Raw genomic sequence first — 20,464 nt, 5'->3', positions numbered from 1 at the left:
TACGACGCGGAGGGGGCCGAAACGGAATGAGCAGCGAGGACCAGTACGGAGGCACGGGCCAAACCCGCACCCGCCTCCCGGACTCCCCCGCCGACCCGTACGGCCCCACCCGCCGCGCCCCGCGCACCCCCCGCAGCCTCATCACCGTGGTCGGCGTGGTGGGCCTCCTGATCGCAGCCATCGCGTTCGCGAACCAGGGCCCCGACACCCCGACCCCACCCCCCACGGACAACGCCCCGTCCACCGCCTCGACCTCCGCCACGGGCACCTCCCCGGTCACGGGCAAGAACGGCACCATCCCCAAGGGCTTCGCCCACGACGAACAGGGCGCCCAGTCGGCGGCGGCCAACTACGCCGTGGCGCTCAGCTCGGACGGCATGTTCGACGCCGCCCGCAGACGTGCGATCGTGCAGAGCGTCTACCTGCCCGACGTGGCCGCCTCGCGCCAGAGCGACCTCGACAAGGTCTACGCCGACCCGGAGTTCCTGGCCCGTATCGGACTCGAAGCCGGCGGCAAGGCGCCCAAGGGAATGACCTTCATCTCCCGCGTGAACCCGGTGGGCACGAAGGTCGAGAAGTTCGGCGGCGACACCGCCACCGTCTCCGTCTGGTACTCGGCGCTGTTCGGCCTCGCGGGCGAGGGCTCGAAGAACCCGGTCTCCGAGAGCTGGTACACGAACACCTTCGAGCTCCGCTGGCTCAACGGCGACTGGCGGGTCGCGGACTTCACGCAGAAGGACGGGCCCGCTCCGGTGGGCCGGGACCAGGCCGCTGCCTCGGCGGAAGAGATGGCCGCCGCGGTTTCACAGTTCGGGGGACTCACCTATGCGCGCTGACCGTCGCCCCCTGTCCCTCACGGCCGTCGTGGCGACCGTGCAAACCATGGCCGTACTCCTGGCGACCCGCGCGGTAGCGGCTCCCATCCCGTCCCCCACCCCGCCCCCGGGCGCCACGCCCAGTCCGCAGGCGAGCAACAACCCCTGCGACCTGATCCGAGGCCCCGCAAAGGACTACTGCGAACGCGGGGAAGGCGCATCCACCGGCCGCGCCCCGGGCCTGGCGCCCAGCGACCCGGCCGACGCCCTCAACCCCCTCGCCTCCCTCGCCAAGGGCTGCGCCGACGCCGCGGCCTGGATCGTCGGCAAGCTCAGCGAAGCGGTCAAGGGCAGCGCCGACGTCGACTTCACCAACGCCACCTTCCTCAAGCAGTACGCCGTCGTCTTCGCCGCCTCCACCATCCTCACGCTCGTCCTGTGGCTCTTCGCCGTCGCCAAGCGAGCCCTCCGCGGCGTCCCCCTCACCACCGCCCTCTCCGAGGCGATCGGCTTCCTCTGGCTCACCGTCCTCGCCTCCGCCTTCACCCCCCTGATCCTGTACACCGTCGTCTCCGCCACCGACGGCGTCACCGAGGTCATCGCCTCCGCCGCCGGCGGCCAGACCGACGTCTTCTTCGGCTCCTTCTCCGAAGCCCTCAAGAAGGGCGACGACATCGGCGGCGGACCGATCATGTTGATCGTGGTCTCCCTCGTCACCGTCCTCGCCGCCGGCATCCTCTTCCTCGAGCTGTTCATCCGCGCCGCCCTCCTCTACGTCGGCGCCCTCCTCGGCGTCGTCGTCTACGCGGGCCTCGTCGACCGCAACCTCTGGGGCCACGTCCGCCGCTGGGCGGGCATCATGATCGCCGTCATCCTCGTGAAGCCGGTCATCGTCATCGTCCTCGGCCTCGCCGGAGCCCTCGCCGGCGAGAAGGGCCCCGACGCCTTCTCCGCCGTCGTCACCGGCCTCGCCATCATCCTGCTGGCGATCTTCGCCTCCGCGATGATCTACCGCTTCGTCCCCGGCTTCGGCGACGAGATCGCCTCCGCCCGCTCCAACCGCAGCAAGGCCACCGACGGCGCGCAGGCAGCCGCCGTCATCAGCTCCCCCGCCTCCCTCGTCTCGCAGGGCATCAAGACCCACAGCAGCCGCGGCGCCCACCGCGGGGGCGACGGCGGCGGCAGCACGCCCCGCCCCGCCAACGCCCTCTCCGGAGGCGTGGCCGCCCACAGCAGCCGGCCCACCTCCGGCGGCGGGGGCGGCGGCGGAACTGTCCCCTCCGCCGCACCCCCGCCCCGCACGAGCACGAGTTCGAGTACGAGGAACACAGGAGGTGACGGGCGTTGACGACCCAGTCCCATCAGATGCACCCGGTCGCGCCCCGCCGCACGTATCTCATCGGCCGGGCCCGGCCGAACGCGATCGTCGGCAAGAACCGCGAGACCGGCGAGATCGCCCTGATCATCGCCGGGGCGTTCTTCGGCATGATGAGCGGACTGATCGTCCCCGACCTCACCCTGCGCATCGTCAGCCTCGTCGGCTTCCCCATGCTCGCCCTCGCCGCCGTGTACGTCCCGTACAAGGGCCGCACCTTCTACCGCTGGTTCGAGATCAACCGCAGCTACAAGCGCACCCTGCGACGCGGCACCACCTACCGCTCGGGCGCCATGGAAGCCGGCGTACGCGGCTCCGACGGCCGCGAGGTCGAGGTCGGCCCGCCCCCCGGCATCGGCCGCATCAGCTGGCTCGCCGCCCCCTTCGGCCCCGACGAGATCGCCGTACTCCTCCACGCCGACCGCAGAACGGTCACCGCCGCCATCGAGATCGAGGGCCCCGGCGTCGGCCTGCGCGACAGCGAGGACCAAGAAGCGCTCGTCGACCGCTTCGGTACCCTCCTCAAGCACGTGGCCAACGGCGACGGCTTCGTCACCCGCCTGCAGATGCTCGCCCGCACCCTGCCCGCCGACCCCGACGCCCACGCCAAGGACGTCGCCCAGCGCGGCGACACCCGGGCCCCCGGCTGGCTGCGCGACTCCTACGACCAGCTCCAGTCGATGGTGTCCACCTCCTCCGAGCAGCACCGCGCCTACCTCGTCGCCTGCATGCACTACACCCGCGAACTCGCCGCCGAGGCCCACACCATCGCCCGCGCCGCCACCCCCCACAAGGGCCGCAGGCTCAACCGCGACGCCGGCCTCGCCATCGTCATGGCCCGCGAGCTCACCGACATCTGCGCCCGCCTCGCCGAAGCCGACATCCGCGTCCGCCAGCCCCTCGGCCAGGGCCGCCTCGCCTCCCTCGTGCACTCCATGTACGACCCGGACCACCCCATCGACCACATCCAGGCCATGACCAAGCGCAACGCCTGGCCCGCCGAACTCGACGCGGTGGAACCCACCTACCTCCAGGCCAAGACCCGCGAGTCCTCCACCCGCGCCCCCTGGTGCCACGCCACCGCGTGGGTGAAGGAATGGCCCATGACCCCCGTCGGCGTCAACTTCCTCGCCCCCCTCCTCGTCCACACCCCCGACGTCATCCGCACCGTCGCCGTCACCATGGACCTGGAGCCCACCGAGGTGGCCATCGAGCGCATGCTCACCGAGAAGACCAACGACGAGGCCGACGCCTCCCGCGCCGCCAAGATGAACCGCACCGTCGACCCCCGCGACATCGCCGCCCACGGCCGGCTCGACCAGAGGGGTGAAGATCTCGCCAGCGGCGCTGCCGGAGTCAACCTCGTCGGGTACATCACGGTGTCCTCGCGTTCACCGGAGGCCCTCGCCCGCGACAAGCGCACCATCCGCGCCTCCGCCGGCAAGTCCTACCTGAAGCTCGAATGGTGCGACCGCGAGCACCACCGCGCCTTCGTCAACACCTTGCCGTTCGCCACCGGCATCCGACGCTAGCTGGAGGGAAGTGCCGCCCATGCGAGATCCCATGACAGCGCTGACGGACGCCTTCACCAGCTTCGTCTTCGGCAAAGTCGAAACCACGCGCCTGCCCGTACGCACCTCCACCGGGCAGGCGCAAGCCGTCTACCTGCCCACCGCTGCCCCCGGACTCGGCGACTCCGGCGTCATCATCGGCCGCGAGGTCTACAGCGGCAAGGGCTACATCTACGACCCCTTCCAGCTGTACGGCCAGCAGCTCCCCGCCCCCCACTGGCTGGTCCTCGGCGAATCCGGCAACGGCAAGTCCGCCCTGGAGAAGACCTACGTCCTGCGCCAGCTCCGCTTCAAGGACCGCCAGGTCGTCGTCCTCGACGCCCAGGGCGAAGACGGCGTCGGCGAATGGAACCTCATCGCCCAGCAGCTGGGGATAACCCCCATCCGCCTGGACCCCATCGCCGCCAGCGACGACGGGATCCGCCTCAACCCCCTCGACCCGGCGATCACCACGACCGGACAGCTCGCACTGCTCCGGACCATCATCGAGGTCGCCATGGGCCACGGCCTCGACGAGCGCGCCGGCTTCGCCCTCAAGGTCGCCCACGCCCACGTCGTCGACGCCATCCGGGACCGCCAGCCCGTCCTCACCGACATCGTGGAACAACTGCGCCACCCCGAAGCCGAATCGGCGCTCGCGATGAACGTCGACATAGACGACGTGCGGGCCTGGGGCCTCGACGTGGCCCTGGTCCTCGACCGGCTCGTCGACGGCGACCTGCGCGGCATGTTCGACGGCCCGACCACCGTCGGCATCGACCTCGACGCGCCCCTGATCGTCTTCGACCTCTCCCACATCGACCGCAACTCCATCGCGATGCCGATCCTCATGGCGATCGTCGGCGTCTGGCTGGAACACACCTGGATCCGGCCCGACCGCAAGAAGCGCATCTTCCTCGTCGAAGAGGCCTGGCACATCATCAACAGCCCCTTCGTGGCCCAGCTGTTCCAGCGCCTGTTGAAGTTCGGCCGACGCCTCGGCCTGTCCTTCGTCGCCGTCGTCCACCACCTCTCCGACGTCGTCGACGGCGCAGCCGCACGCGAAGCCGCGGCCATCCTCAAGATGGCCTCGACCCGGACCATCTACGCCCAGAAAGCCGACGAGGCACGCGCCACCGGCCTGGTCCTCGGCCTCCCGCGCTGGGCCGTGGAAATCATCCCCACCCTCACCCCGGGCATCGCCGTCTGGGACGTCAACGGCAACGTCCAGGTGGTCAAACACCTGATCACCGAGGCCGAACGCCCCCTCGTCTACACCGACCGCGCCATGACCGAGTCCTCGGTGCCCAACCTGCTCCCCGACGAACTCCTCGCCGCCGAACTCGAGGCGGAGGAACGCGCCCTGTCCATCGAACGCCGCCGCGGCAACGGCGGCCCGGGTTCCGCGACCACGGTGGCCTGACCATGCACGACGCACGACGCACGGAGCCCCCCGCCCGCGCCGGGGGCGTCCCGGACGGCCTGCTGGTCGGCCTGCTGGCCTTCCTCCTCGGCCTCGCCCTCCTCGTCTGGTCGGCGACCGGCCTCGCCGCGGTCTTCGCCCAGGGCGCCTGGCCCGACACCGTCACCTTCACCCGCACCCCGGAGGCCGTCCGCGCCCTGATAGCGCAGCCGCACGACCTCCCGGGCGCCTGGCCCGACACCGACCCGGCGGCCCTCTCCGGCTGGGGACTGTTCTGGGGCCTGTTCCTCAGCCAGCTCCTGGTGCTGTTCGTCCTCACCGTCTTCGCCATCGGCGTGATCGCCCGCACCAAGTCCCGCCGCGCCCTGGCCAGACAGGCCGCCGCCGAGGCCCCCGTACCGTACGAACCCCCGCACGCGGCCCCGTCCCCGGAGCCCCGGCCCCACACCCCGGCCCCCGTACCGGCCCCGGCAACCGCCCACAAGCCCCAGCCCTACGTACCAGCCCCCGCCCACGCCCCGGCACTGGAATCCGCCCCCGCCCAGGCGACCGCACCCCCGCCCACCGCCGCCGCGCCCCCGGCCCCCGTCCGCGCGGACCGTACGCCCGCCCCCTCGGACGAGGCCTACCGCTACGGCTTCGGCTACGCCCCCGCGCCCCCCGCCCAGGCCGCACCGCAGCCCCGCATGGCCTACGCCGGCCCCGCCGAGCGCCTGCGGCTGGCCGCGCAGAACATCGCCGCGGCGGAGGGCGCCGCCCTGATCGTGACCTCCTCGCCCGACCTGTGGGCCGAGACCAAGGACGCCCGCGCCAAACTCGGCCCGGTCCTCGTCTACGACCCCTCGCACCTGTGCGACACCCCGGCCCGCATGCACTGGAACCCGGCCGAGGGCTGCGCCGAGCGCGAGACCGCCGCCGCCCGCGCCCTCGCCCTGCTGGCCCCCGTACGCCCCCAGGCCCGGATGGACGCCGCGGTCGCCGACACCGCGGAGACCCTGCTCCGCAGCTGGCTCCAGGCGGCCGCCCTCGGCGACCGCCCGTTCAAACAGCTCCACCGCTGGACCCAGGGCAACGGCGCCCAGGACCCGGTCCGCATCCTGCGCACCCACCCCCAGGCGGCCCCCGGCGCCGCCGGCGAACTGGAGAGCGCCCTCACCGCGCACCCCGAACGCCGTGAAATGGCCCAGCACCTGACGGCCCGCGCCCTCGCCTGCCTGACCTCGATCCACATCCGCGAGGCCTGCAATCCGAACCGAACGGATTCGCTCACTTTGGCTTCGTTCGTCACCGAGGGGGGCACCCTCTACCTGGTGGGCGAACCTCTGGAAGACCCCCGCACCCACCCGGGTGCGATGCCCCTGCTCACCGCACTCGCCGCTGACGTGGTCGAGCACGGCCGCCGCATGGCCGCACGGTCATCCCACGGTCGGCTCGCCCCACCACTCACCCTCGTCCTGGACGATGTCGCGGCGGTCGCCCCGATCCCCCAGCTCCCGCAGCTCCTCACGGACGAGACGCTCCCCCTCCTCGCCCTGTGCCGCAGCCGCGAGCAGGCCCGTGCCCGCTGGCCGGAAGCCGACCTCCCCTGATGACCACCGAGCCCCCGCCCCGTCACGTCCTCGGGAACACGTACTCCAGCTCCTTGGCGGACGGATCCGCCGGCACGGGCACGGCGTTTCCCGTCGCCTCGAACCCGAACCGCCGGTAGAAGGCCGCGGCCCGCGCGTTCCCCTCGTGCACGAAGAGCCGTACCCGCTGTAGCTCCGGCTGCTCCAGCGACCAGCACCACTCGAGCGCGGCCCGGAATAGCCCCTCGGTGAGCCCGGTCCCCCGCTGCTCCGGCCGTACGAACACACCGACCAGGTGCCCCTGGGCCTGCTCGATGTCCTGGTCGAAGATGTCGGTGGTGCCGCTCTCCTCGACCAGCACCGTCACCGACCCGGCCCACTCCCCGCCGGGCCCCTCGGCCACGAACTGCCGAGCCGCGTGCCCGTGCGAAGCCCCCTCGGCACGTCCCTTCCAGAACGCGTCGGGCCGGCCCTCGGCCTGCGCCACGGTCTCAAGGAACGCCACGGAAGCCGCGGGGTCGTTCAGCGCGGCGATCCGCAGCTCCTTGACCTTGGCCCACTCGTCGCCCCGTACCGGACGTATCACGCACTGATACTGACTCATGGTCAGGGACCCTAGCCCCGGCCCCTAAGAGCTCGTAACACGATCATGAGTCGGGCTTGTTGAGGCGTCGCCAGCAGATGAGGCTGCAGGCGAGGGATGCAAACGCGTCGTGGAGTTCGGTGCGGCGTTCCCAGCGGACGGCGAGTCGTTTGAACTGGTGCAGGAGTGCGAAGGTCTGCTCGACGACGTAGCGGAGTTTGCCCATGCCCTTGATGTTCGGGGCTCCTTTGCGGGAGATGACGGGCAGGATCCGGCGTTTGCGCAGCTCTTCCCGGTTGGGGTTGGAGTCGTAGCCCTTGTCGCCGAGCAGGGCGTCCGGGCGTCTGCGGGGACGGCCGGGGCGGCCCGCCACTGGCGGGATGCCGTCGACCAGGGCGAGGGTCTGGGTGACGTCATTGACGTTGGCCGCGGTCGTGATGACCTTGAGCGGGGTGCCGCGTCCGTCGCAGATCAGGTGGTGTTTGCTGCCCGTCTTCCGCCGGTCGACCGGCGACGGACCGGTGTCGGCTCCCCCTTTTTCGCCCGGATGTGGGAGCCGTCCACGCAGGCCCTGGACCAGTCGAGTCGGCCGGCCGCGTTCAGCTCGGCGAGCAGGATTCGGTGCAGCTGGTCGAAGACCCCGGCCTGCTGCCACCGCTCCAGACGCCGCCAGCAGGTCTGCCCGGAGCCGAAGCCCAGCTCAGGTGGCAGGAGTTGCCAGGCAATGTCGTTGTGCAGGACGTACAGAATGCCCTGCAGACACAACCGGTCTGCCAGCGGCCGCGGACCTGGCGACCTCGTAGGCCAGGGCGGCAGCAGCGGCTCGATCAGTGCCCACAAGTCATCGTCCACGATCCACGGCCGAGTGCTCACACACTCACGAACGGCCGAATCATCACACTGGTTACGCCCGACCAGGGCACCTCAACAAGATCCTGTTACGAGCTCTAAGGCCGTAAACGCAGAAAAGCCCCGCACCGAGCCCGTAAAGGGCTGGTGCGGGGCTTCCCGCAATGATTGTTCGGCGGCGTCCTACTCTCCCACAGGGTCCCCCCTGCAGTACCATCGGCGCTGAAAGGCTTAGCTTCCGGGTTCGGAATGTAACCGGGCGTTTCCCTAACGCTATGACCACCGAAACACTATGAAATTAGAACGCTGGCATGAACACAGCCGTTCGTTATTTCAGAACTAACACAGTGGACGCGAGCAACTGAGGACAAGCCCTCGGCCTATTAGTACCAGTCAGCTTCACCCGTTACCGGGCTTCCACATCTGGCCTATCAACCCAGTCGTCTACTGGGAGCCTTACCCTCTCAAGGAGGTGGGAATACTCATCTCGAAGCAGGCTTCCCGCTTAGATGCTTTCAGCGGTTATCCCTCCCGAACGTAGCCAACCAGCCATGCCCTTGGCAGGACAACTGGCACACCAGAGGTTCGTCCGTCCCGGTCCTCTCGTACTAGGGACAGCCCTTCTCAATATTCCTACGCGCACAGCGGATAGGGACCGAACTGTCTCACGACGTTCTAAACCCAGCTCGCGTACCGCTTTAATGGGCGAACAGCCCAACCCTTGGGACCGACTCCAGCCCCAGGATGCGACGAGCCGACATCGAGGTGCCAAACCATCCCGTCGATATGGACTCTTGGGGAAGATCAGCCTGTTATCCCCGGGGTACCTTTTATCCGTTGAGCGACGGCGCTTCCACAAGCCACCGCCGGATCACTAGTCCCGACTTTCGTCCCTGCTCGACCCGTCGGTCTCACAGTCAAGCTCCCTTGTGCACTTACACTCAACACCTGATTGCCAACCAGGCTGAGGGAACCTTTGGGCGCCTCCGTTACCCTTTGGGAGGCAACCGCCCCAGTTAAACTACCCATCAGACACTGTCCCTGATCCGGATCACGGACCGAGGTTAGACATCCAGCACGACCAGAGTGGTATTTCAACGACGACTCCACAACCACTGGCGTGGCCGCTTCAAAGTCTCCCACCTATCCTACACAAGCCGAACCGAACACCAATATCAAACTGTAGTAAAGGTCCCGGGGTCTTTCCGTCCTGCTGCGCGAAACGAGCATCTTTACTCGTAGTGCAATTTCACCGGGCCTATGGTTGAGACAGTCGAGAAGTCGTTACGCCATTCGTGCAGGTCGGAACTTACCCGACAAGGAATTTCGCTACCTTAGGATGGTTATAGTTACCACCGCCGTTTACTGGCGCTTAAGTTCTCAGCTTCGCACGCCCGAAAGCGCACTAACCGGTCCCCTTAACGTTCCAGCACCGGGCAGGCGTCAGTCCGTATACATCGCCTTACGGCTTCGCACGGACCTGTGTTTTTAGTAAACAGTCGCTTCTCGCTGGTCTCTGCGGCCACCCCCAGCTCACGGAGTAAATCCGATCACCAGTGATGGCCCCCCTTCTCCCGAAGTTACGGGGGCATTTTGCCGAGTTCCTTAACCATAGTTCACCCGAACGCCTCGGTATTCTCTACCTGACCACCTGAGTCGGTTTAGGGTACGGGCCGCCATGAAACTCGCTAGAGGCTTTTCTCGACAGCATAGGATCATCCACTTCACCACAATCGGCTCGGCATCAGGTCTCAGCCTTAATGAGGGACGGATTTGCCTACCCCTCGGCCTACACCCTTACCCCGGGACAACCACCGCCCGGGCTGGACTACCTTCCTGCGTCACCCCATCGCTTACCTACTACAAGTCTGGTTCGTCGGCTCCACCACTTTCCTTTCCCCGAAGGGTCCGGAACGGCTTCACGGACTTAGCATCGCCTGATTCGATATTGGGCGTTTCAAAGCGGGTACCGGAATATCAACCGGTTGTCCATCGACTACGCCTGTCGGCCTCGCCTTAGGTCCCGACTTACCCTGGGCAGATCAGCTTGACCCAGGAACCCTTAGTCAATCGGCGCACACGTTTCTCACGTGTGTATCGCTACTCATGCCTGCATTCTCACTCGTGAACCGTCCACAACTAGCTTCCGCTGCTGCTTCACCCGGCACACGACGCTCCCCTACCCATCACAGCGGGCGTTGGCCCTATTGCTGCAATGACACGACTTCGGCGGTACGCTTGAGCCCCGCTACATTGTCGGCGCGGAATCACTTGACCAGTGAGCTATTACGCACTCTTTCAAGGGTGGCTGCTTCTAAGCCAACCTCCTGGTTGTCTCTGCGACTCCACATCCTTTCCCACTTAGCGTACGCTTGGGGGCCTTAGTCGATGCTCTGGGCTGTTTCCCTCTCGACCATGGAGCTTATCCCCCACAGTCTCACTGCCGTGCTCTCACTTACCGGCATTCGGAGTTTGGCTAAGGTCAGTAACCCGGTAGGGCCCATCGCCTATCCAGTGCTCTACCTCCGGCAAGAAACACACGACGCTGCACCTAAATGCATTTCGGGGAGAACCAGCTATCACGGAGTTTGATTGGCCTTTCACCCCTAACCACAGGTCATCCCCCAGGTTTTCAACCCTGGTGGGTTCGGTCCTCCACGAAGTCTTACCTCCGCTTCAACCTGCCCATGGCTAGATCACTCCGCTTCGGGTCTAGAGCGTGCAACTCAATCGCCCTATTCGGACTCGCTTTCGCTACGGCTTCCCCACACGGGTTAACCTCGCTACACACCGCTAACTCGCAGGCTCATTCTTCAAAAGGCACGCAGTCACGACATTGGGTAAACCCAATGAGCGACGCTCCCACGGCTTGTAGGCACACGGTTTCAGGTACTATTTCACTCCGCTCCCGCGGTACTTTTCACCATTCCCTCACGGTACTATCCGCTATCGGTCACCAGGGAATATTTAGGCTTAGCGGGTGGTCCCGCCAGATTCACACGGGATTTCTCGGGCCCCGTGCTACTTGGGAGATGAGCAAGCAAGCCGCTGATGTTTCGTCTACGGGGGTCTTACCCTCTACGCCGGACCTTTCGCATGTCCTTCGACTACATCAACGGTTTCTGACTCGCCGACCGGCCGGCAGACCGATCAAGCTCATTCCCACAACCCCGCATGCGCAACCCCTGCCGGGTATCACACGCATACGGTTTGGCCTCATCCGGTTTCGCTCGCCACTACTCCCGGAATCACGGTTGTTTTCTCTTCCTGAGGGTACTGAGATGTTTCACTTCCCCTCGTTCCCTCCACATGCCCTATGTGTTCAGGCATGGGTGACAGCCCATGACGACTGCCGGGTTTCCCCATTCGGACACCCCCGGATCAAAGCTCAGTTGGCAGCTCCCCGGGGCCTATCGCGGCCTCTCACGTCCTTCATCGGTTCCTGGTGCCAAGGCATCCACCGTGCGCCCTTAAAAACTTGGCCACAGATGCTCGCGTCCACTGTGTAGTTCTCAAACAACGACCAGCCACCCATCACCCTGTACTCAAAGAGCACAAGTTCACTGGGGCCGGCACTGAAGACATGACCTCACGGCCGTACCTTCAGGACCCAACAACGTGCCAAGCACCCTCGACCATCCGTCTTCTCTTTCCACGCCGAAGCAGTACTCGAGAACCATCAGATCCGAAGGTGCCAACTAATCAACGTTCCACCCATGAGCTGACCGTGCAGAACATTTGTCTGCAATCGGTACTGTGCTCCTTAGAAAGGAGGTGATCCAGCCGCACCTTCCGGTACGGCTACCTTGTTACGACTTCGTCCCAATCGCCAGTCCCACCTTCGACAGCTCCCTCCCTTACGGGTTGGGCCACCGGCTTCGGGTGTTACCGACTTTCGTGACGTGACGGGCGGTGTGTACAAGGCCCGGGAACGTATTCACCGCAGCAATGCTGATCTGCGATTACTAGCAACTCCGACTTCATGGGGTCGAGTTGCAGACCCCAATCCGAACTGAGACCGGCTTTTTGAGATTCGCTCCACCTCACGGTATCGCAGCTCATTGTACCGGCCATTGTAGCACGTGTGCAGCCCAAGACATAAGGGGCATGATGACTTGACGTCGTCCCCACCTTCCTCCGAGTTGACCCCGGCGGTCTCCTGTGAGTCCCCATCACCCCGAAGGGCATGCTGGCAACACAGGACAAGGGTTGCGCTCGTTGCGGGACTTAACCCAACATCTCACGACACGAGCTGACGACAGCCATGCACCACCTGTATACCGACCACAAGGGGGCACTATCTCTAATGCTTTCCGGTATATGTCAAGCCTTGGTAAGGTTCTTCGCGTTGCGTCGAATTAAGCCACATGCTCCGCTGCTTGTGCGGGCCCCCGTCAATTCCTTTGAGTTTTAGCCTTGCGGCCGTACTCCCCAGGCGGGGAACTTAATGCGTTAGCTGCGGCACCGACGACGTGGAATGTCGCCAACACCTAGTTCCCAACGTTTACGGCGTGGACTACCAGGGTATCTAATCCTGTTCGCTCCCCACGCTTTCGCTCCTCAGCGTCAGTAATGGCCCAGAGATCCGCCTTCGCCACCGGTGTTCCTCCTGATATCTGCGCATTTCACCGCTACACCAGGAATTCCGATCTCCCCTACCACACTCTAGCTAGCCCGTATCGAATGCAGACCCGAGGTTAAGCCTCGGGCTTTCACATCCGACGTGACAAGCCGCCTACGAGCTCTTTACGCCCAATAATTCCGGACAACGCTTGCGCCCTACGTATTACCGCGGCTGCTGGCACGTAGTTAGCCGGCGCTTCTTCTGCAGGTACCGTCACTTTCGCTTCTTCCCTGCTGAAAGAGGTTTACAACCCGAAGGCCGTCATCCCTCACGCGGCGTCGCTGCATCAGGCTTTCGCCCATTGTGCAATATTCCCCACTGCTGCCTCCCGTAGGAGTCTGGGCCGTGTCTCAGTCCCAGTGTGGCCGGTCGCCCTCTCAGGCCGGCTACCCGTCGTCGCCTTGGTGGGCCATTACCCCACCAACAAGCTGATAGGCCGCGGGCTCATCCTTCACCGCCGGAGCTTTCAACCCCCGCCCATGCAGGCAGGAGTGGTATCCGGTATTAGACCCCGTTTCCAGGGCTTGTCCCAGAGTGAAGGGCAGATTGCCCACGTGTTACTCACCCGTTCGCCACTAATCCACCCCGAAGGGCTTCATCGTTCGACTTGCATGTGTTAAGCACGCCGCCAGCGTTCGTCCTGAGCCAGGATCAAACTCTCCATGAATGTTTACCCGTAATCGGGTGCACACATCACGTAGAGCGGGACGATCATGTCGGAATAAGACCGACCGTCCACTGCGTCCTCGCTGTGTAATCGCCTGCAAGCACTCCACGAGGGAGCCCCACAGGTCTTTTTCAAAGGAACCTCATCCACCGAAATGGACGGGGTATCAACTTTTGGCGTTGATTTTTGGCACGCTGTTGAGTTCTCAAGGAACGGACGCTTCCTTCGTACTCACCCTCTCGGGCTTTCCTCCGGGCTGTCGTTCTGTTTTCCTGCTGTTCTTGCGTGTCCGACTCTATCAGACTCTCTCGGGCCCGATTTCCTCGGTGCTTTCCAGTTCCTGCGCTTTCGCGCTTTCCCTTTCCGGCGATTCCGACTCTATCAGAAGATCTCCACCGGATTTCCCCGGCTTCGAATCCGAATGAAGAGTCGAGCGTCCCCACGCGAAACGTTGTTCTTGTGGGGGGCTGCTGCCGAACTGTCCAGCTCGAGGCAACTGCTCGACCCTACAACCGTGCCATGGAGGTGTCAAAACGAGTCCGGGTCGCCTCCCCGGCCGTCGGGAGAGCCCTCGGTCGACACACCCAGGTCGCGCCGCATCGCGGCTCGCATCTCCCTGAGCATGTCCCACACCGCCTGCCGGTCCCGCTCCGCGGTCTCCCTCGTCTCCCCCGGCGCGGGCTCGCCCCGCTCGAGCCGTTTCACCTGTCCGTAGACCTTGTTCAGGGCCCGGTTGACGGCGCTCGCAGGTACGAGCACCTCGTCAGGGGCGATCATCTGCGCTTCGGAGTACCGGTCGCGGTGAGCGTTCTTCGCCTCCTCCAGCGCAACCCTGTCGGCCTCCTCCACCCCCCGCTCCCGCAGGACGTGCAGGTGCCGGTTGAGCGCCGTCGTGAACTGGCGGGCGTCCCGGTTGAGCTCCACGTAACAGGTCCTGCGGAGAACGCGGTTCTCGTGGGTCTCCTCCTGGCCGCGGACGAGCGCTATCTCCCTGAGCTTCGTACGCTCGGAGCCGCGCTGGGTGAGGAGCGACCCTCCCAGGGTCCCGGCGACACCCGCCACCGCGATGATCACTGCACTGAGATCCACCGAACCGCTCCCCCACCCGACGCGCTGCCAGCCCCACACCTCACAGCACCAAGTCTGCCTCGCACCAGCCGGGTTGGCGGACGCAAGTCGGCGGCACTCACGCGGGGGAGCCGGGCGCAGACTCCCGCGGTGCCCGGTCCCGCCGGACGACGGCCTCGCCGACCTCTTGGATCGCGCGACGGAGCAGGTCGCCATAGGGGGTCCCCGGCAGGCCGGTCGCGCGCGCTGCGGCCGCGCTGATGTGCTCGGCGGCGGCTTCGAAGGAGCCGAGGCGGCGGTAGCCATCGGCGAGGTTGAGGTGCAGGGAGGGGTAGAAGCCGGCGATGTGCAGGCCGGCGTCGTGCTCCTGGACCCGCTGCTCCGTCACGGCGTCGGCGGCGTCCAGGGCCCGGACGTCCCACGCCAGGGCCTGGGCGGGATCCTCGTACAGATCGGCCAGGTAGTGAGCGAGAGAGCAACGGTGCAACGGGTCACCCGTGACCCCGATCGCGGCCCACAGGCCCAGCAGCTTCTGCCGGGCGGCAGCAGTCTCACCGGCCCGGCCTTCGGTGACGGCCCGGCCGATGGCGTCCATGGTCGGGTCCGTGCCGGCGGCTGCGGGGTCGGCGGCTGCGGGGTCGGCGGTGGTGGGGTGGGCGGTGGTGGCCATGGATGGTCCTCGGCTTCCTTCTCAGACGGAGTGGTCGGACTTGACCGGCATGGCCAGCGTGGTGAGATCCCCCCGGTCCGCGGAACGGATCGTGACCGGCTGGTCCTCGCCTCTCAGATCGAGCATCACGTCGGGGCCGATCGCCGTGCTCACAGCGGGGTAGAGCGTGGTCAGCTCGAACCAGACCCGCAGGGGCCTGCCCGACGCGGTGGCGGGAAGGCGAATGCCCGGGTCCTCGTCATCCGCGGACACGACATCCGCTCCGCCCTCCGCGACGCGCAGCCCGATGCGCTCGCCGGGGTGTTCCTCCAGGGCCCGCAGGAGCGGCTCTTTCGCGACCGTCACCCGCGTGGTGACCTCGCCCAGGGAGGTGAGCACCAGCCGGTAGTCGGGGAACTCCTCGGACAGCAGCCGGCAGTACCGGTCCTCACCGGCCGCCACCCGGAACCGGATCCCGTGCCGCCCCGCCTCGAGCCGTACCAGCGCACTGCGGCGGATCTCGGCGACCGCGACCCGCAGCTCGTCTCCGCTGACCGTGCCGGCCCATGTCTGTCGCGGCGGTTCGGCCGGCACCAGGGTCCGGGTGGAGAGCCGGTACCGGTCGGTTGCGGTCAGGGTGACCGCCTCATCGCTCGCCTCGATGCGCAGACCGGCGAGTACCGGCATCCCGGGCTCGTGCACGGCCGCGGTCAGGACCTGCTCGACCGCATCCGCCAGCACCGGCCCCTTCAGCACCGCGACCGGCGAAGGCGGCACGGCCCCCAGCACGGACTTGATCACCGCGGCCTTCTGCTGCGCCACGGCCGCGTCCCCCACGACCCGCGCGACATGCTCATCGACCAGCCGGGCCGCCTCGCCGGCCCCGGCACCGAGCACCGCCCCGACGGCGGCGAGGGGCATGCCGATCTCCCGAAGCCGCCGCAACACGGATGCCCGCGCCACCTGGTCACCGCTGTAGTAGCGGTACCCCGACACCGGGTCGATCTCGGCTGGGGCCAGCAGCCCGGAGTCGGCGTAGAACCGCAGCGCACTGGGGGTCAGCCCACTGCGCCGGGCGAAGGCCCCGATGGACATCAGCTCGGAATTCGGCACCGCGCCATCATTGGCCTTCAACCAACCCGAAGGTCAACACGGCCCTGCGGGCTACGCCGGTCCGGTCGTGGCGCACTCACGTGGGCGGGCACGCAAGCCAGCGCAGCAGCCATCGTCCGTGGGCTCAGAGGTTGACGCGTTTCAGGTAGACCCGGCAGCGGTGGGGGATGGTCTGGTACCAGACCATCAGGTGCTCGTCCTCGTACGTACGCAGCCGCATCGGGTTGGGGTCCTCGTAGAGGCTGCCGTCCTTGGGGTCGATGGCCATCGACGCCAGGTCGACCAGGCCGTCCATGACGGCTGCCACCAGCTGCTGGTGCTCCGCTGGCATGTCGCCGAGCACCCACAGCCGGCTCGGGTCGCACTCCCAGGCCCAGCCGGTGTCGTTCTCCACGCCTTCGCCGCGCGAAGTCACTGGCCGATCTCGCGCTGGGCCTCGGCCAGGATGCGGCTGCTCGTCTCCATCGCGGCCCGGAACTCCTCTTCCGTGGCCTCCGGGTCCCCCGCCACCCGTTCCGCTTCGTGCAGCGCGGCCGCCCGGGCCGGCCAGCGGAGGATCGCCACGTGGGTGGCCCACTTGATCAGGAAGAACCGCAACGGATTGATGGCCCCGGTCTCGGCGGCCCGGTCGAACGCCTCGTTGCATTCCTTGTCGAGGACGGCCAGGTTGGCCATGTCGATCCGGCGCACGGCGTCCCGCAGGGCTTCCCGTGTCATGGCCGGCTGGGGGATGAGCGGCCCGCCGGCTTCCAGCTGCTGTGCTGTCATCACGTCCTCCAGGGGAACGCGGCCAGGATACCCAGCCGACCCCGCCGATCCGGTGGTGAACGCAGAAAAGCCCCGCACCGAGCCCGTAAAGGGCTGGTGCGGGGCTTCCCGCAATGATTGTTCGGCGGCGTCCTACTCTCCCACAGGGTCCCCCCTGCAGTACCATCGGCGCTGAAAGGCTTAGCTTCCGGGTTCGGAATGTAACCGGGCGTTTCCCTAACGCTATGACCACCGAAACACTATGAAATTAGAACGCTGGCATGAACACAGCCGTTCGTTATTTCAGAACTAACACAGTGGACGCGAGCAACTGAGGACAAGCCCTCGGCCTATTAGTACCAGTCAGCTTCACCCGTTACCGGGCTTCCACATCTGGCCTATCAACCCAGTCGTCTACTGGGAGCCTTACCCTCTCAAGGAGGTGGGAATACTCATCTCGAAGCAGGCTTCCCGCTTAGATGCTTTCAGCGGTTATCCCTCCCGAACGTAGCCAACCAGCCATGCCCTTGGCAGGACAACTGGCACACCAGAGGTTCGTCCGTCCCGGTCCTCTCGTACTAGGGACAGCCCTTCTCAATATTCCTACGCGCACAGCGGATAGGGACCGAACTGTCTCACGACGTTCTAAACCCAGCTCGCGTACCGCTTTAATGGGCGAACAGCCCAACCCTTGGGACCGACTCCAGCCCCAGGATGCGACGAGCCGACATCGAGGTGCCAAACCATCCCGTCGATATGGACTCTTGGGGAAGATCAGCCTGTTATCCCCGGGGTACCTTTTATCCGTTGAGCGACGGCGCTTCCACAAGCCACCGCCGGATCACTAGTCCCGACTTTCGTCCCTGCTCGACCCGTCGGTCTCACAGTCAAGCTCCCTTGTGCACTTACACTCAACACCTGATTGCCAACCAGGCTGAGGGAACCTTTGGGCGCCTCCGTTACCCTTTGGGAGGCAACCGCCCCAGTTAAACTACCCATCAGACACTGTCCCTGATCCGGATCACGGACCGAGGTTAGACATCCAGCACGACCAGAGTGGTATTTCAACGACGACTCCACAACCACTGGCGTGGCCGCTTCAAAGTCTCCCACCTATCCTACACAAGCCGAACCGAACACCAATATCAAACTGTAGTAAAGGTCCCGGGGTCTTTCCGTCCTGCTGCGCGAAACGAGCATCTTTACTCGTAGTGCAATTTCACCGGGCCTATGGTTGAGACAGTCGAGAAGTCGTTACGCCATTCGTGCAGGTCGGAACTTACCCGACAAGGAATTTCGCTACCTTAGGATGGTTATAGTTACCACCGCCGTTTACTGGCGCTTAAGTTCTCAGCTTCGCACGCCCGAAAGCGCACTAACCGGTCCCCTTAACGTTCCAGCACCGGGCAGGCGTCAGTCCGTATACATCGCCTTACGGCTTCGCACGGACCTGTGTTTTTAGTAAACAGTCGCTTCTCGCTGGTCTCTGCGGCCACCCCCAGCTCACGGAGTAAATCCGATCACCAGTGATGGCCCCCCTTCTCCCGAAGTTACGGGGGCATTTTGCCGAGTTCCTTAACCATAGTTCACCCGAACGCCTCGGTATTCTCTACCTGACCACCTGAGTCGGTTTAGGGTACGGGCCGCCATGAAACTCGCTAGAGGCTTTTCTCGACAGCATAGGATCATCCACTTCACCACAATCGGCTCGGCATCAGGTCTCAGCCTTAATGAGGGACGGATTTGCCTACCCCTCGGCCTACACCCTTACCCCGGGACAACCACCGCCCGGGCTGGACTACCTTCCTGCGTCACCCCATCGCTTACCTACTACAAGTCTGGTTCGTCGGCTCCACCACTTTCCTTTCCCCGAAGGGTCCGGAACGGCTTCACGGACTTAGCATCGCCTGATTCGATATTGGGCGTTTCAAAGCGGGTACCGGAATATCAACCGGTTGTCCATCGACTACGCCTGTCGGCCTCGCCTTAGGTCCCGACTTACCCTGGGCAGATCAGCTTGACCCAGGAACCCTTAGTCAATCGGCGCACACGTTTCTCACGTGTGTATCGCTACTCATGCCTGCATTCTCACTCGTGAACCGTCCACAACTAGCTTCCGCTGCTGCTTCACCCGGCACACGACGCTCCCCTACCCATCACAGCGGGCGTTGGCCCTATTGCTGCAATGACACGACTTCGGCGGTACGCTTGAGCCCCGCTACATTGTCGGCGCGGAATCACTTGACCAGTGAGCTATTACGCACTCTTTCAAGGGTGGCTGCTTCTAAGCCAACCTCCTGGTTGTCTCTGCGACTCCACATCCTTTCCCACTTAGCGTACGCTTGGGGGCCTTAGTCGATGCTCTGGGCTGTTTCCCTCTCGACCATGGAGCTTATCCCCCACAGTCTCACTGCCGTGCTCTCACTTACCGGCATTCGGAGTTTGGCTAAGGTCAGTAACCCGGTAGGGCCCATCGCCTATCCAGTGCTCTACCTCCGGCAAGAAACACACGACGCTGCACCTAAATGCATTTCGGGGAGAACCAGCTATCACGGAGTTTGATTGGCCTTTCACCCCTAACCACAGGTCATCCCCCAGGTTTTCAACCCTGGTGGGTTCGGTCCTCCACGAAGTCTTACCTCCGCTTCAACCTGCCCATGGCTAGATCACTCCGCTTCGGGTCTAGAGCGTGCAACTCAATCGCCCTATTCGGACTCGCTTTCGCTACGGCTTCCCCACACGGGTTAACCTCGCTACACACCGCTAACTCGCAGGCTCATTCTTCAAAAGGCACGCAGTCACGACATTGTGCAAGCATGAGCGACGCTCCCACGGCTTGTAGGCACACGGTTTCAGGTACTATTTCACTCCGCTCCCGCGGTACTTTTCACCATTCCCTCACGGTACTATCCGCTATCGGTCACCAGGGAATATTTAGGCTTAGCGGGTGGTCCCGCCAGATTCACACGGGATTTCTCGGGCCCCGTGCTACTTGGGAGATGAGCAAGCAAGCCGCTGATGTTTCGTCTACGGGGGTCTTACCCTCTACGCCGGACCTTTCGCATGTCCTTCGACTACATCAACGGTTTCTGACTCGCCGACCGGCCGGCAGACCGATCAAGCTCATTCCCACAACCCCGCATGCGCAACCCCTGCCGGGTATCACACGCATACGGTTTGGCCTCATCCGGTTTCGCTCGCCACTACTCCCGGAATCACGGTTGTTTTCTCTTCCTGAGGGTACTGAGATGTTTCACTTCCCCTCGTTCCCTCCACATGCCCTATGTGTTCAGGCATGGGTGACAGCCCATGACGACTGCCGGGTTTCCCCATTCGGACACCCCCGGATCAAAGCTCAGTTGGCAGCTCCCCGGGGCCTATCGCGGCCTCTCACGTCCTTCATCGGTTCCTGGTGCCAAGGCATCCACCGTGC

General features: G+C 65.1%; 12 protein-coding genes and 5 rRNA genes (1 of these 17 running past the window's edge). 5 read left to right on the top strand and 12 right to left on the bottom strand.

The genetic code is table 11. The features are described from left to right. The first annotated feature begins 26 nt into the window (after positions 1 to 26). The 5 genes from BGK67_RS19190 to BGK67_RS19170 are packed head-to-tail and all read left to right on the top strand — an operon-like array spanning position 27 to position 6,752. On the top strand, positions 27 to 836 hold the full coding sequence (locus BGK67_RS19190) for a hypothetical protein (protein WP_069921229.1): 810 nt from the start codon (positions 27 to 29) through the stop codon (positions 834 to 836). A gap of 46 nt (positions 837 to 882) precedes the next feature. Then, entirely contained in the window at positions 883 to 2,163 is a 1,281-nt protein-coding gene (locus BGK67_RS19185; protein WP_244291262.1) for a hypothetical protein, read from the top strand. Further along, a complete protein-coding gene (locus BGK67_RS19180; RefSeq protein ID WP_069921227.1) occupies positions 2,160 to 3,722 on the top strand; it encodes an SCO6880 family protein in 1,563 nt (520 codons plus the stop codon). The genes BGK67_RS19185 and BGK67_RS19180 overlap by 4 nt, the downstream gene beginning before the upstream one ends. A gap of 19 nt (positions 3,723 to 3,741) precedes the next feature. Continuing rightward, a complete protein-coding gene (locus BGK67_RS19175) occupies positions 3,742 to 5,163 on the top strand; it encodes an ATP-binding protein (RefSeq protein WP_069921226.1) in 1,422 nt (473 codons plus the stop codon). A 2-nt stretch (positions 5,164 to 5,165) separates the two neighbouring features. Continuing rightward, positions 5,166 to 6,752: a P-loop NTPase family protein gene (locus BGK67_RS19170; protein WP_069921225.1), complete on the top strand. Its 1,587-nt coding sequence runs from the start codon at positions 5,166 to 5,168 to the stop codon at positions 6,750 to 6,752. 22 nt (positions 6,753 to 6,774) lie between these two features. Here the strand turns inward: BGK67_RS19170 and BGK67_RS19165 are convergent, their stop codons facing one another. From BGK67_RS19165 to BGK67_RS19105, 12 genes are all read right to left on the bottom strand, one after another. Next, positions 6,775 to 7,335, bottom strand: a complete 561-nt coding sequence (locus tag BGK67_RS19165; RefSeq protein WP_069921224.1) for a GNAT family N-acetyltransferase — start codon at positions 7,333 to 7,335, stop codon at positions 6,775 to 6,777. 43 nt (positions 7,336 to 7,378) lie between these two features. Next, a protein-coding gene (locus BGK67_RS36375; protein WP_244291261.1) for an IS5 family transposase occupies positions 7,379 to 8,187 on the bottom strand; the annotation gives its coding sequence in 2 pieces (ribosomal slippage) (positions 7,379 to 7,867 and positions 7,870 to 8,187; 807 coding nt in all). A 146-nt stretch (positions 8,188 to 8,333) separates the two neighbouring features. After that, a 5S ribosomal RNA gene (gene rrf, locus BGK67_RS19150) occupies positions 8,334 to 8,450 on the bottom strand. A gap of 76 nt (positions 8,451 to 8,526) precedes the next feature. Further along, a 23S ribosomal RNA gene (locus BGK67_RS19145) occupies positions 8,527 to 11,647 on the bottom strand. 283 nt (positions 11,648 to 11,930) lie between these two features. Then, positions 11,931 to 13,454: ribosomal RNA gene (locus BGK67_RS19140) — 16S ribosomal RNA — on the bottom strand. The 16S, 23S and 5S rRNA genes sit together here, the layout of an rRNA operon. 528 nt (positions 13,455 to 13,982) lie before the next feature. Continuing rightward, a complete protein-coding gene (locus BGK67_RS19135; RefSeq protein WP_244291260.1) occupies positions 13,983 to 14,543 on the bottom strand; it encodes a hypothetical protein in 561 nt (186 codons plus the stop codon). Positions 14,544 to 14,640: 97 nt separating this feature from the next. Further along, positions 14,641 to 15,192, bottom strand: a complete 552-nt coding sequence (locus BGK67_RS19130; protein WP_069921222.1) for a hypothetical protein — start codon at positions 15,190 to 15,192, stop codon at positions 14,641 to 14,643. Positions 15,193 to 15,213: 21 nt separating this feature from the next. Beyond that, a complete protein-coding gene (locus tag BGK67_RS19125; protein WP_069921221.1) occupies positions 15,214 to 16,284 on the bottom strand; it encodes a DNA polymerase III subunit beta family protein in 1,071 nt (356 codons plus the stop codon). A 124-nt stretch (positions 16,285 to 16,408) separates the two neighbouring features. Then, positions 16,409 to 16,699, bottom strand: a complete 291-nt coding sequence (locus tag BGK67_RS19120) for a hypothetical protein (protein ID WP_141754036.1) — start codon at positions 16,697 to 16,699, stop codon at positions 16,409 to 16,411. After that, positions 16,696 to 17,052, bottom strand: coding sequence for a hypothetical protein (locus BGK67_RS19115; protein WP_069921219.1), 357 nt, complete (start codon positions 17,050 to 17,052; stop codon positions 16,696 to 16,698). The genes BGK67_RS19120 and BGK67_RS19115 overlap by 4 nt, the downstream gene beginning before the upstream one ends. 119 nt (positions 17,053 to 17,171) lie before the next feature. Continuing rightward, positions 17,172 to 17,288, bottom strand: a 5S ribosomal RNA gene (gene rrf / locus BGK67_RS19110). 76 nt (positions 17,289 to 17,364) lie between these two features. Beyond that, positions 17,365 to 20,464 (bottom strand): 23S ribosomal RNA (locus BGK67_RS19105); it runs 18 nt beyond the window's last position.

The sequence above is a fragment of the Streptomyces subrutilus genome (assembly GCF_001746425.1).
Classification (GTDB): Bacteria; Actinomycetota; Actinomycetes; order Streptomycetales; family Streptomycetaceae; genus Streptomyces; species Streptomyces subrutilus_A.
This window is presented reverse-complemented; position numbering and strand designations above follow the sequence as displayed.